The sequence below is a fragment of the Chitinophaga oryzae genome (assembly GCF_012516375.2).
Taxonomy (GTDB): domain Bacteria; phylum Bacteroidota; class Bacteroidia; order Chitinophagales; family Chitinophagaceae; genus Chitinophaga; species Chitinophaga oryzae.
Genome location: NZ_CP051204.2, coordinates 4,782,361 through 4,798,127, shown reverse-complemented (window position 1 = coordinate 4,798,127; position 15,767 = coordinate 4,782,361). Strand labels below are relative to the sequence as shown.

The 15,767-nt window shown below is 55.9% G+C and carries 1 protein-coding gene; it reads left to right on the top strand.

Features of this window, described 5'->3' with window-relative positions:
• Positions 1 to 40: 40 nt before the first annotated feature.
• On the top strand, positions 41 to 15,733 hold the full coding sequence (locus tag HF324_RS19515; RefSeq protein ID WP_168860587.1) for a non-ribosomal peptide synthase/polyketide synthase: 15,693 nt from the start codon (positions 41 to 43) through the stop codon (positions 15,731 to 15,733).
• The last annotated feature ends 34 nt before the right edge of the window (positions 15,734 to 15,767 follow it).

Here is a 15,767-nt window from a genome sequence, read left to right as displayed (position 1 = left end):
CGCTGTCCATCAACATTTACTGGTATTATAAAGACGATATATGATTGAGGTTAACTTTAACAAGGCAATAGCATTGGTGGCGAAAGCCCGGGAGCAGGGTGTCATACTCTTCCTGGAAGAGGGAAAGATCAAATTCCGGACACCCAGGGATGCTGGTATCACTCCGGAACTCCTGGAAGAGATAAAGCTGCACCGGGAGGAAATCAAAGCCTTGTTGCACCAGGCTATCTCCGCGGAGACAATGCGCATCATCCCCGGCGCGGCTGCCAGCCATGCCGGGGCGCGGCTCTCCTTTAGCCAGGAAAGACTCTGGTTCATCGATCAGCTGGAAGGGAGCGTTAAATATCATATCCCTGTTGTATTGAAGATGAAAGGCGACCTGCAGGCAGATGCCCTGCAGCAGGCGCTGAAGACAATTGTAAACCGCCATGAGGTGTTACGAACCGTATTCCGGGACACTGCCGGTGTGGCTTCCCAGCTGGTGCTGGATAAGGACGCCTGGCGAATGGAAACCCTTACCGCGCCGGAACACTATCAGGAGCCTGTTGCGCTGGAACAGGCCATCCGGACGATCATCGATACGCCTTTTGAACTGGCCGCCGATCATATGCTGCGCGCCACCCTCATCTCGCTGGGCGGCGACGAATACGTCCTGGTAGTAGTCCTGCATCATATTGCGGCCGATGGCTGGTCTACCGGTATCATCGTGCGCGAGCTGGCAGAACTCTATCATGCCGCTGTCGCCGGCAGGGCGCCACAGTTACCGCCAATGGACCTGCAATACGCAGACTACGCCGTATGGCAACGTCAATACCTCTCCGGTAACACGCTTGCTATGCAGTTAGGCTACTGGAAAAACCAGCTCTCCGGAACACCCGTGCTGGACCTGCCCGCGGACTACCCGCGGCCGGCTGTTCAAAGCGACCGGGGCGACGTTATTACGTTTAACCTTGACCGTGATATGTCCGGCAAAGTGAAGTCTTTTTCCCGGGAGCAAGGCGTAACCATATTTATGACATTGCTGGCAGCCTTTAAAGTGCTGCTGTACCGTTATACCGGTCAGGAAGATATCTGCGTAGGCACGCCGGTGGCCGGCAGAACGCGCAACGAAACGGATAACCTCATAGGATTTTTTATTAACTCGCTGGCGCTGCGCAGCGACCTGTCAGGCAACCCGACGTTCGGCACCTTGTTACAGCAGATAAAACAAACGACCCTTGCCGCATACGATCACCAGGAGCTGCCCTTTGAAAAAATCGTAGAGGCGGTAGTGAAGGAAAGGGATATGGCGAGGAACCCGCTGTTCCAGGTAATGTTTGCCCTGCAGAACGCACCGGCGGCGCCCGAACTGGAGCTGGACGGCGTTACGTTTGCTTACATGGAAACTGCGCATACCACGGCAAAGTTTGACCTGACCTGCTCTTTTGAAGAGACTGCCGCCGGTTTCACCGGAAGAATGGAATATTGCACCGACCTGTTTACAAGGGCTACGATACAACGGATGATCGGGCATTTCCGGTTGCTGCTGCAGGGTGTCTTACAGACACCTGATAAACCGGTACATCTGTTGCCGATGTTATCTGCTGCGGAACAGGAACAAGTGCTGAAGGCTTTCAATAATACCGCTGTCGCCTACGCCGATGATCAGCCCGTTACGGCCCTGTTCTCTGCACAGGCGCAACGGGCGCCGGACGCAGTTGCCCTCATGTTCGGCGACATAGTGATGCGTTACGGTGAACTGGAAAAACGGTCTAACCAGCTGGCGCATTACCTGCGCGGCAAAGGCATACAACAGGGAAGCATTGTTCCGGTTTGCACCGAAAGGTCTCCCGAAATGATGGTGAGCATCCTCGCCATACTGAAAGCAGGAGCGGCCTACATGCCCCTGGACCCGGCCTACCCGGCGGAAAGGCTGGGTATTATGCTGGAGGAGAGCCGCAGCAATGTACTGATAACCACTACAGATTTTCACGATCGTTTTTTACAGGAACGGCCGGGTATGGAGCTGTTGCTGGCAGACCAGCTGCCGGCGCTCCTGACAGGCTGCCCGGACACGGTACCCGGTAATCCGCCGTCCGTCAATGATCTGGCTTATGTGATGTATACTTCCGGTTCTACCGGCAAACCCAAAGGCGTGCTGGTGTCGCACCGGAATGTAACCAGCCTGGTGCTGCAGCCGAATTATGTTTCCCTGGACGCTAACACCACCATCTTATCGGCCGGATCGCTGGCTTTTGACGCCACCACTTTTGAGTACTGGGGCGCCCTGCTGCACGGCGGCCGCCTGGCGCTCAGCGTGGGCAACAGCTTGCTCGACAGTGCCGTCTTTAAACAGGAACTTTACAGTAAAGAAGTAACCGTCCTGTTTATCACTACCAGCTGGTTTAACCAGCTGGTGGACACAGATATCACCGTCTTCGGCCGTCTGTCGGCTATTCTCACCGGTGGTGAAAAGATGTCTGAAAAGCATGTGGAGCGCTTCCGGGAACTATATCCCGATATTCATATCAGTAACATTTACGGACCTACGGAGAATACTACGTTCTCTTTAAGTTATCTTATCAATCCTCATGAGCTTGGTCCCAATACGCCTATTGGCATACCGCTCAATAACCGGACGGCTTATGTGCTGGACGATGCACAACAGCTGGTACCGGTTGGCGTGGCAGGGGAGTTGTACGTTGGCGGAGCTGGCCTGGCAATGGGTTATCTCGACAGGCCGGAACTGACAGCAGAAAAATTTGTTCGTCATCCTTTCAGCAATAACCCGGAGGAAAAACTGTACCGCACGGGAGACCGCGCACGCTGGCTGCCCGATGGTAATATCGTATACCTGGGACGTGTGGACGACCAGGTGAAGATCCGTGGCCATCGCATAGAGCCGGGCGAGGTGGAAAGTATCCTGCTGACCCATCCTGCTGTGGCGCAGGGCATCGTGGTTGTCAAAACGGATGAAAAAGGGTTGAAACGACTGGCGGCCTACGTAGTGCCGGTGGATACGTTTGACAGGGATGCGCTGGTGAACTATCTGAAAGCGAAGTTGCCGGAGTACACGGTGCCTGCGGTCATCGTGCCCCTGGAGAAATTTCCGGTGACGGCCAACGGGAAGATAGATAAAAAAGCACTGCCTGAGCCGGAAATGAACACGATGTCTGGTCACGATTATGTGGCGCCCCGCACCAAAGCCGGTCACGATATGGCCCGGATATGGCAGGAACTGCTGGGAGTACCACAGGTAGGCATATACGATAATTTTTTCGAACTGGGAGGCGACTCCATCATTACCATACAGGTGGTAAGCAGGGCGCGGAAGGCCGGTTACCGGCTGCATCCGCGGGACCTCTTCCGGCATCAGACCATCGAAAGGCTGGAAGTGCTATTGTCTGAAAACAGGGAACAGGTGCTGACAGGCGAACAGGGTTTGCTGACAGGAGAGAGCGGATTGATACCGGTGCAACGTTGGTTTTTTGACAACAACGCTGCGGCGGCAGGCCATTTTAACCAGAGCGTGCTGGTAGGCATTGATAAAAAGATTGCTCCTGCGCAGCTGGCGGCTGCCATTAAGGCGCTGGTCCGTTACCATGACGCGCTTCGTTTTGTTTACCGGAACGAGGAGACGGGCTGGCATCAGTCCTATGGTACCCATGAAGCAACGCTCACGGTGGAAGACCTGCGTGCGGTGCCGGCGGAAGACCTTGCCGCGCAGCTTACAGCGTATAGCCATGCAGTGCATCGTTCCCTGGATATAACCAGGGGCATATTGGTACGCGCCGTACTGCTGCAAACGCCGGATACGGAAACGCATCATCGTTTGCTGATCGTTATCCATCACCTGGCGGTAGACGGCGTGTCCTGGCGTATTCTACTGGAAGACCTGGAGGTGCTGCTGCAACAGGAAAACGCGGCACTGACACTCGATAAAGGAAATTCATACCGGCAATGGTATGAAGCGCTGGTGGCCTACTCCGGCCAGCGGCGATTAACGGCCCAGCTGCCTTACTGGGAAAACATCCACCGGGAAGGCAGGCAGGCAGTCTTAAAAGCCGCCGCGCCTTTCAACGGCAAAGTCTCCATGGCGGACTTCGACAGCATAACCACCAGGCTGGATGCCGGCTGGACACGGCAGCTGCTGCAGGAAGCGCCACAGGCGTATCGCACAGAGATCAACGATATCCTGTTATGCGCGCTGGCGCTGGCCGTTGGTAAATGGGACCAGGCCAGCAAAGTATGTATCGGACTGGAAAGCCACGGCCGGCACGATATCGGCGGCATGGATATCAGTCGCACGGTAGGCTGGTTCACCAGTTTGTACCCGGTACTGCTGGAAACTGACCCGCAGCTGTCGCCCGGCGCCGTGTTACGTTCCGTCAAGGAGCAGCTGCGTTCCGTTCCTGATAAAGGCATCGGATTCGGCGTGTTGAAGCAACTGCTGCAGACACCCTCGCTGCAGGGCGACGACCCGTGGGAGATCGTATTTAACTATCTCGGCCAATCGGACCGTGTGGTAAAACAGGATGGGGTTTTAACCATGGTGGAAGAATCTGCCGGCCCCGGTGTAGGTGAAGCTTATATGATGCAGGAAAAGATCGGTGTGAACAGTATCGTCAGCGATGGGGCGCTTGTATTGGCGTGGTCCTTCAGCACCCGGCATTTCCAGGCGCAGCAGATACAGGCGCTGGCCGATGAATATATACGGCAACTGCAGCAATTGATCACAGACTGTGTCGCACAGCAGCATGTGCTGGCTACTCCCTCCGATTACGGGTTACAGGATGTGATGACGATTCCCGGACTGGACGCCCTGCTGGATGTTACCCATGCCGGTATTTCCCGGCGTGCGCAGGTGTCAGGATTGTACCGTCTGAGCGCGTTACAGGAAGGGATGTTGTTTCATAGTCTGTACGATCAGGCAGGCGGCGCATACATAGAGCAATTTGGTTGTGATCTGATCAATGTGCAGCCGGAAGCCTTCAAGGCTGCGTGGGAACAGGTGATGCAACGGCATACCATCCTGCGCACCGCTTTCTTCAGCGATGAAGCAGCCATTCCATTGCAGGCTGTCTTCAGGGAAGTTGCATTGCCGTTCCGGCTGCTGGACTATAGCGGGATGGACGCAGCGGCGCAACAGAAAGCAGTGGAAGCCCTTACGCAGGAAGATGCCCGTCAGCCCTTCGATTTCAAAGTGGCGCCGATGATGCGTATTACGCTGATCAAATTGGCGGAGAGGCGTCACCGGTTGTTATGGACTTTCCATCATATTTTGTTTGATGGCTGGTCTGTGCCCGTGTTAATGGAGGAGTTGCTGCATGCCTATGAGGCGGCGGTGAAGGGCGCTCCGCTGGCGGCTGGTACGGAAGATCGTTACGAAGACTTCATCCGCTACCTGGAGAAACGGGACGATGACAAAGAAGAACAATATTGGCGCCGGTATATGGAAGGGGTAGAAGAAGCTACCCTGTTGCCTTTTATCCGCGCGGGCGCCGACCGCACGCGCGAGGCCGGCGTGTATAAAGACTTTGTCCTGAGCATCGATGCGGCGGCAACGGCAAAGATCAGTGCTTTTGCCCAGCAACAGCATGTTACGGTGAATACGCTCATGCAGGGCGTATGGGCGTTACTGTTACACCGCTACACCGGCCAGGAGCATGTTACCTATGGCGTAACGGTGTCCGGCCGGCCGGAGGACTTGTCCGGCGTGGAACAAAGGGTAGGCATGTACATCAATACCATTCCGCTGCATGCAGCCGTTGCTCCGGAGAAAGCGTTGGGGCCATGGTTGCAGGAATTGCAGCTTTCGCAGCTGCAAAGCCGTGAACATCAGCATACCGGGTTGGATACTATCGGGCGTTGGTGCGGTCTCACAGGGGAGTTGTTTGATACCCTGCTGGTGTTTGAGAACTACCCCGTGAGCAAAGTGCTGGATGCACAGTCGTGGCTGTTACAGGTCGAGAATGTAGCGGTACAGGAGAAGACAAACTATCCGCTCACTATTTTGATCGTAGCCGGAGAAACGCTCCACATCCGCTTCAGCTACAATACCACGCTGCTTTCAGATAATTATCTGCAGGCTATCGCCGGCCATTTTGAAACCCTGCTGGCGCAATTGCCGGAAAACGGCAGCAGCCATCTGTCTGCGCTCTCCTGGCTGACCGTCGCAGAGCAGCGGCAGCTGCACAGCTTCAACGATACCGCCGTTGATTTTCCTGAGCAGCAGACACTGACATCGCTGTTTGCGGCGCAGGTAAACCGTACGCCGCTGCTGATAGCTGTGGTGGATGAGCAGGGTTGCCTGACTTACCGCGAACTGGATATTATCACGAACCAACTGGCGCATTACCTCAACAGTAAAGGCGTAGGCGCGGAAACGCTGGTACCGGTATGCCTTGAACGTTCGCTGGATATGATCATCGCTATTGTAGGCATTCTGAAAGCCGGCGGCGCTTATGTGCCGGTAGACCCAACCTACCCGGAAGAGCGGATCCTGCACATACTGGAAGATACCAACGCGGACATCATCCTCACAGACCACACCGGTTTCCGGGCTATCCCCGACAATTTTAACGGTGTGGTACGCCTCGATGAAATCCGGCCGGTACTGGGTATTTATCCGGAAACCCCGCCAGAGCAGGTGATTCAGCCTGGTCAACTGGCTTACGTGATCTACACTTCCGGTTCCACCGGTAAACCTAAAGGCGTGATGAATGAACACGCCGGTGTCGTTAACCGCCTATTGTGGACCCAGCAATACTTTGGGCTCAACGGTGACGATGCCGTTTTACAGAAAACAACTTTTTGTTTCGACGTATCCGTTTGGGAGCTGCTATGGCCGCTGATTTGCGGTGCACGGCTGGTGATGGCTGTCCCTGAAGGACAGAAAGATACCGGCTACCTGAAAGCGGCCATTGACCGTTATGGTATCACTACCATTCATTTTGTCCCTTCGATGTTACATATCTTCCTCGAAGATGTGAGCCCTGAGGAGGTGCCGGGCCTGAAAAGGGTGCTGTGCAGCGGGGAAGCGCTGAAGCCGCAGCAGGTAAGCCTGTTCCGTGAAAAAGTACCCTATGCACGGTTGTATAACCTCTACGGTCCTACGGAAGCGGCGATCGACGTTACCTGCTGGCAGGTGCCGGACAGTTACACAGAAAATGAAATAGTGCCTATCGGGAAACCGGTAGCCAATACACAGTTGTATATCCTCGATAAAACCGGTGGTATGCTGCCGCCGGGCGTTTTCGGAGAGCTGCATATCGGCGGGATACAGGTGGCCCGCGGCTATCTGAACAGGGAAAACCTTACCGCAGAGAAATTTATCGCGGATCCCTTCAGTGACGGCCGCCTCTATAAAACCGGCGACTGGTGCCGGTGGTTGCCTGACGGCAATATAGAATATGCCGGAAGGATCGACGACCAGGTGAAGATCCGTGGATTCAGGATCGAGCTGGGAGAGATAGAAAGCGTATTGCTGGAGAACGGACAGGTAAGCGAAGCGGTAGTCGTGGCGCGCGATGCGGCCGACGGCAGCAAGCGCCTCATCGCATATGTGGTGCCGGTAGGAGAGATAGACCGCGCTGCGGTGATGGATGAACTGAAGCGCCGCCTCCCTGAATACATGGTGCCGGCAGTACTGGTACCATTGAGCGTGATGCCGCTGACCGGCAGCGGGAAGATCAACCGCAAAGCTTTACCGGAGCCGGGTGAGTCCTTCCTTGCCGCGGCGGCCTACGTGGCTCCGGCCAATGAAACGGAACAGGTACTGGCAGGCATCTTCCAGGATATTCTGAACATTTCCCGTGTAGGCGTTAACGATAACTTCTTTGCGCTCGGTGGTAACTCCCTCTTGTCCATGCGCCTGGTAGCAGCGATCCGCAAACAGCTGCAGCTGGAGCTGCCGGTGAAATCGGTATTTACACACGCTACCGTAGCCCTGCTGGCGGCGCATCTCGGCAGCCGGCAACATGCGGCCCCGACGCTTCCCGCCGTGGAGCCGGTGCCGCGCCCGGAAAGAGTGCCGCTTTCGTTTAGCCAGGAGCGTTTATGGTTTATCGATCAGCTGGAAGGAAGCGTGCAGTATCACATCCCTGTGGTGCTGCGGCTGAAAGGACGGCTGGACAGAAGCGCACTGGCAGCTGCCTTACAAAGTATTATCAATCGCCATGAGATACTGCGGACGGTAATTGCCCAGGAGGATGGTATCGCCTGGCAACGGCTGCTGGACCGCGACCAGTGGCAGCTGACGGTGACAGACGATCCCGTTTACCATGAAGATCCGCTGGCCTTGTCATCACTGGTGCAGGCTCAGGTACAGGCGCCTTTTGACCTTGCGAAGGACCACATGCTGCGGGCGCATCTTGTGGTGCTGTCGGCAACGGAACATTTGCTGGTGGCGGTGATTCACCATATTGCATCCGACGGCTGGTCTTCCGCCATCATCGTCAACGAGCTGGCCGGCCTTTACCGGTCGTTTGTCCGCAATGAAGTGAACACACTGCCGCCGCTGCCGCTGCAATATGCAGACTATGCCATCTGGCAGCGCCGTTATCTGACAGATACTGTTTTGTCGCTGCAGCTCGACTACTGGAAAGCTCAGCTGCAGGACGCAGAGACGTTGCAGTTACCGACCGACTTCACCCGTCCGGCAGTACAGCGGAACAGGGGCGCCGTTTCCTGGTTCCGGCTGGACAAGCAGCTGACCTCCGGCCTGCGGGCGTTGGCGCAGCAACAGGAAGCGACGTTGTTTATGACGCTGCTGGCGGCCTTTAAGGTACTGTTATTCCGCTATAGCGGCCAGGAAGATATTTGTGTAGGCAGCCCTGTGGCCGGCCGTACGCGGCAGGAGACAGAAGCACTCGTCGGTTTCTTCATCAATACATTGGCCTTACGCAGCACGGTAGATGGCCGGCAGTCCTTCACCAGCCTGTTACAGGCGGTGAAAGAGACCACGCTCAACGCCTACCAGCACCAGGAAATACCGTTTGAAAAAGTGGTGGAGGCGGTGGTGAAAGCGCGCGACCTCAGCAGGAGCCCGTTATTCCAGGTGATGTTCACCCTGCAGAATATGCCGGAAAGCACATCGCCGGAACTGGAAGGGTTGCAGATGGAAGCGGCGCCGCTGTCTTACGCTACCACTCAATATGATCTCAGCTTTACACTCGAAGATACGCCGGATGGACTGCGGGGAAGTGTGGAGTACTGCACAGACCTGTATATGTCCGCCACCATCGGGCGGATGGTACAACATTTTGAACAGCTGCTGCGCAGCCTCGTGGCAGCGCCGGCAGCCAGCCTCGAATCGTTGTCTATCCTCAGTGAAGCGGAAGAGCAACAGTTGCTGTACGGGTTTAATCAAACCCGGCAACCGGCGAAAATAACAACGGCACAAACGCTGGCAGACCTGTTTACCGAACAGGCCAGCCGTACCCCGCTGGCCACGGCGCTGGTATTCGGCAACGCGGTGCTGTCTTACGGTGAGCTGGATAAACGTTCCGGCCAACTGGCGGCCCGGCTGGCACGTAACGGTGTTGGCGCGGGTACGCTCGTGCCGCTGTGCATTGACCGCTCCCTGCAGATGATGGTGGCCATCCTTGGCATCCTGAAGGCCGGTGGTGCTTATGTACCGCTGGACCCGCAACATCCGGCGGAAAGGATCGGCCGTATACTGGATGATATCGGCGGTGACCAATTGATCGTGACCACGCCGGAACATACCCATTTGTTTCCGCCCCAATCCAGGTTGTTACTGCCCGACGACTGGTATAAGCCGGCAGATGAGGAGTACGCGATAACGCCGGCCACACCGAAGGACCCGGCCTATGTTATCTATACGTCCGGATCTACAGGCATACCCAAAGGCGTGGTGATCCCACATGCGGCGATCGTCAACTTCATCGTCCACCGCAGCAGGGATTTTCAGATAGACGCAACAGACAGGGTGCTGCAGTTCTCCAACTATTGCTTCGATGCCTCGGTGGAGCAAATGTTCCTGCCTTTGGCCAACGGCGGCGTGCTGGTGCTGATACCGGAGGCGTTACGGCTGGACAGGCAGGAGTTTGAACTGCTGCTGGAGCAGGAAAAGATTACCCATCTTGATACAACGCCGGGCTTCCTGGCCTCTATTACGCCGGGCAACTATGGATCGTTGCGCCGGGTGGTTTCAGGAGGTGAAGCATGCAGCCTGCCGCTGGCGGCGGCATGGGCGCCCTACGTTGATTTTTATAACGAATACGGCCCTACGGAAACAACGGTGGTAGCCACTGCCTGGCATTATCAGTCGCAGCAGGCTATTGGCACAGATATGCTGCCTATCGGTAAACCGTTGACGAACGTAAGCGCCTACATCCTGGACAATACCGGTCGCCCCGTGCCGGTGGGCGTACCCGGGGAACTTTTTATCGGCGGCATACAGGTGGCCGGCGGATACCTGAACAATCCAAAGCTGACCGCCGAAAAATTTGTTGATGATCCGTTTGGCGGCCATGGAGGCAGGTTATACCGTACCGGTGACCTCGCCTGCTGGCAGGCCGATGGTAACATCGCCTACCTCGGACGGATAGACGACCAGGTGAAGCTGCGTGGCTACCGGATTGAGTTGGGAGAGATTGACAACGCATTGCTTCAACATCCGTCCGTCCGCGAGGCTGTGACGGCCGTTAAAACCGATAGCGCCGGCCATAAAAGGCTGGTGGCCTACCTCACCGGTGAACAGCTGCCCGACCGTGAACGCTTGTCCGCCTTCCTGCGCGACAGGCTGCCGGAATATATGGTGCCGGTACAATTCATTTCTTTGGATGCCATCCCATTGACGCCCAACGGGAAGGTAGATAAAAAAGCGCTGCCGCTACCGGACATGGATACACTGAGCGGTAACGCATACGTGGCGCCCCGTAATGAGACTGAATCACAGCTGGCGGCGATTTGGCAAAATCTCCTGAACCTGCAACAGGTAGGGATATACGATAATTTCTTTGAACTGGGCGGTGATTCGATTATCACTATACAGGCAGTGAGCCGCGCCAGGAAAGCAGGAATAAACCTGCATCCGGCGGACCTGTTCAGGTACCAGACGATTGCCGGCCTTGCGGCCATGCTGGCTGCAAAGCAGGATACGCCGGACAACGAGGCGGAACAAGGTACGTTGTCCGGGATAAGCGAACTGCTGCCCATACAACACTGGTATTTTACCCATACAGCTAATGCTGAAGGAGAATGCCATTTTAACCAGGCGCTCTTGCTGGAGGTGGACAAATCAGTTGCTGTCAGCTCACTCGAAGCAGCCATCGCAAAACTGGTACAGCATCACGATGCGCTGCGCTTCAGTTATAACAAACAGCGGCCATGGCAACAGACGTACGGCGCCTGCAAGGGTACGCTGGAGATAATAGACCTCAGGGATGAAACCACGGACACCTTACCGGCAGAAATTACCACGCAGGCCGAACGCTATCAGCGCAGCCTGTATCCCGAACAGGGCATTGTGGTCCGGACGGTATTGATGACAACACCGGATACTATTTCCCATCATCGCTTGCTGATCGTTGTACATCACCTGGCGATAGATGGCGTATCCTGGCGTATCCTGCTCGAGGACCTGGAGCAGTTGCTGAAACAGCCCGCTTCTCCGCTTCCGCCGAAGAGTAATTCCTACCGCCAGTGGCAGCAGGCGCTGGCCGCTTATGGCCAACGGTCAACGGTATTGAGCCAGCTGGGCTACTGGGAACAGGTCACAGCCGGATTTACACCGTTACTGATGGATAAATCCTATGATGGCGCCGTTACTATCGGAGACACGGCTAACCTGGTGGTACGGCTGAACGCCGGGCAGACAAAGCGATTGCTGCAGGATGTTCCAAAAGCGTATCATACGGAGATAAACGACCTGCTGTTATGCGCGCTGGCGATGACATTGCAGGAATGGAATCGCGCGGACAGCGTGACCATCGGCCTGGAAGGCCATGGCCGGGAGGCTATCGACAACACGACAGACATCAGCCGTACGGTAGGATGGTTCACCAGCCTCTATCCTGTAAAGCTGGCGACAGGAAACGGCAGCATCGGGATGCAACTGAAAACGGTCAAAGAACAATTACGCCATGTGCCGGACAAAGGTCTCGGGTACGGCGTGTTAAAATACCTGCGGCAGGAAGCTGCGCTCCAGGGCAACGATCCATGGGAGGTGGTATTCAACTATCTCGGTCAGACCGATAACGTGACCACCGCCGACGGGTTACTGCGTATGGCGGCAGAATCGCCGGGAGCCGCTACCGGAAAAGACTTCCCGCTGCCGGAGAAAATAGCGGTAGATGGTATGGTCCAGGATGGTGAGCTGGTGCTTCGCTGGAAATACAGCCGGCAGCATCTCAGCGCCGACGCTATGGATAAAATGGCGACGATCTACATGACGCATCTGGAGGCACTGATTGCACATTGTGCGTCCCGCAGGGAACCGGCGTTTACGCCATCTGACTTCGGTTTGGGTAAAGAAATCAGCGTAGCAGAGCTGGATGCTTTCCTGGATGCCGCTCCCGGCGGAATTGCGCGCCGTGGCCGTATCAGCAGCCTTTACCGGCTTACCGGCCTGCAGGAAGCCATGTTGTTCCACGCATTGTTTGACGAGCACTCCAACGCCTATATGGAGCAGTTCACCTGCGACCTGGTAAATTTAAATGAAGCTGCCTTTATCCAGAGCTGGCATCTGCTGCTGCAAAGGCATACCGCCCTGCGCAGCGGCTTCAGCGCCGATGAATTCAGCATCCCCGTACAGTGCGTGTACCAGGAAGTACAGCTACCGGTAACCATACTGGACGACCGTTTACTAACGCCCGAAGAACAACAGGAGAAACTGGCGGAATACCTGGAGGCAGACCGTAATAAAGGATTTGACTTCAGTCATCCGCCGCTGATGCGGCTGGCGCTGGTCCGTGTCGATGACAACCGTCACCGTATGATATGGACATCGCATCATATTTTATTCGATGGCTGGTCCCTGCCGCTCATACTGGAAGACCTGTTACGCATATACGAAGCGTTGGTGAAGCAGTCGCCGCTGCCGGCGTTTACAGAAGACCGTTATGAAGACTATGTCCGGTACCTGGAACGCCAGGATAAAACGCAGGAAGAAATTTTCTGGCGCAGTTACCTGAAAAATACTACCGACGCTACTTTGTTGCCATTCATCGGCGCCGCTGAGGCCCGCAACGCAGGCGTAGGCACTTACCGGCAGGAACTGCTCGAGCTGGATGAAGCCACTACGCGGAATATCCACCGGTTTGCGCACCGGCATCGCATTACGCCGAATACGATTATACAGGGCGTATGGTCGTACCTGTTATACCGCTACACCGGGCGTAAGGAGGTGACTTATGGCATTACTGTGTCTGGCCGTCCGGAAGGACTGCCGGGGATAGAGCAGGCGGTGGGCATGTACATCAATACCCTGCCTTTGTGCGCCGTGATAGACCTTTCCAGGCCGGTGACTGCCTGGCTGCAGGACTTACAGGCGTCGCAACTGCAGTGCCGGGAGCACCAGTATACACCGCTGGACGATATGCAGCGCTGGACGGGTATTACCGGCGATTGGTTCGACAGCCTGCTGGTATATGAAAACTACCCGGTGAGCAAGATGATGACGGCGCAGCAAGCCGTACTGCAGGTAGAGCATGTGATGGTGCATGAACAGACCAACCTGCCCCTGGAGATATTGGCAGCCGTATCTGATACTATCCGGGTGACACTCCGCTACAATGCGGACCTCCTCGCTGATAACTACATCAGTGCCATCCGCGGGCATTTTGAAGAAGTGCTCTTACAGATGACAGCCAATGATCACCTTCAGTTGCACCAGCTCGATATACTGACCCCTGCGGAAAGAGTGATGCTGACAGAAACGGTGAATAACCGCAAGGCCGCGTTCCCGCAGGATAAAACATTGGTGTCCCTCATCCGCGAAAAGGCGGTGGTGATGCCCGATGCCACCGCGCTCATCTTCGGAGAGACGGCGCTGACATACCGTATGCTGGAAGAGCGTTCCAATCAGGTAGCGCATTACCTGCAAAGCCTGGGCGTGAAAAAGGATATGCCGGTGCCTGTCTGTATTGATAGATCAACAGAGATGGTCATCGGGATATTGGGCATCCTGAAAGCCGGCGGCGCCTATGTGCCGGTAGATACCGCTTATCCGCCCGAACGGATTGCTTTCCTGCTGGAAGATGTAGCGGCTTCTGTGATATTGAGCAGCCGGTTACTGAAAGACAAGCTGACGGGCGTTACAACAGCCCGCGTAGTTGCGCTGGACGACCGCCGGGAGGAAGTGTTCCGTCAGCCGGTATCCGGTTCCCTGCTGGTGCCATCTCCCGGTGATCTGGCTTACATCATCTACACTTCCGGCTCCACCGGTAAGCCCAAAGGCGTGCTGATAGAACACCGGGGCATGCTGAACCACCTCTACGCCAAGGTCAACGATCTGCGGCTGGACCATCGCTCCGTTATTGCCTTTACTGCTTCCTATACTTTTGATATTTCTGTATGGCAGATGTTCGCAGCGCTGCTCTGCGGCGGCACGACCATCATCTATTCCGAAGAAACCATCCTGCAGCCCGAACAGCTGATGCAGGCGGCAGACCGCCAGCAGGTAACCATCCTGGAGCTGGTGCCTTCCTACCTGGCCACCGTATTACAGGAAGACATTGCCGTAAAACTGGAACACCTGGAGTTCCTGCTCGTCACCGGCGAAGCCGTTAGTCAGCAGGTGCTGGTACAATGGTTCCGGCATCCGCATTTCGGCCGTATCCCGGTGGTGAACGCCTATGGACCCACAGAAGCGTCTGACGACATCTGTCACTATACGATGTATGAAGCGCCGGCGCAGTCCAACATCCCGCTGGGATATCCCATTCAGAACCTGAACATTTACGTGGTGAATGAAGCCATGCAGCTGTGCCCGCCCGGTGTACCCGGAGAGATCTGTGTTTCCGGCGTAGGCGTGGGCAGAGGATACCTCAACCGCCCGGAACTGACTGCAGAAAAATTTATCACCGATCCCTTTATAACGGGAATGACAGTACGCATGTACCGTACCGGCGATCTCGGCCGCTGGCTCCCCGACGGCACAGTGGAATACCTCGGCCGCCTGGATGACCAGGTGAAGGTCCGCGGCTTCCGGGTGGAACTGGGCGAGATCGAACATGCGCTGCAACTGCATGAACAGGTACAGCAGGCCGTAGTTGTGGCCCGTGCCGACCGCAAAGGCAACAAGCAGCTGGCGGCATATGTGGTTACTTCCGGCACCTATGACCGTGATGACGTATATGCGTTCCTGAAAGGCCGCCTGCCGGAGTACATGGTACCTTCCTGGCTGGTGCCGCTGGAGAAGCTGCCGCTCACGGCCAATGGTAAAATAGACCGTAAAGCGCTGCCTGCGCCGGACGAAGTGGAAGGGTGGTCGTCACAAACATATGTGGCCCCCCGGGATGAAACGGAAGCGCTGCTGTCCGGCGTATGGGAAGACCTGCTGGGGGTGACAAGGGTAGGCGTGCAGGACAACTTCTTTGAACTGGGAGGCCATTCGCTGCAGGTGATCCGGCTGACTTCTACCGTCCGCAGGCAATTTGGCATAGAGGTCAATGTAAGGACTTTCTTCCAGCTCGCTACCATCGAACAGCTGGCGAGGTACATCCGGCTGAATCTCGATCAGCCTTCGGCAGATGATGACGACGACCTTGAAACCATCACCCTGTAAAATACAACCCCATTTAATTCTCTTCATTCATTCA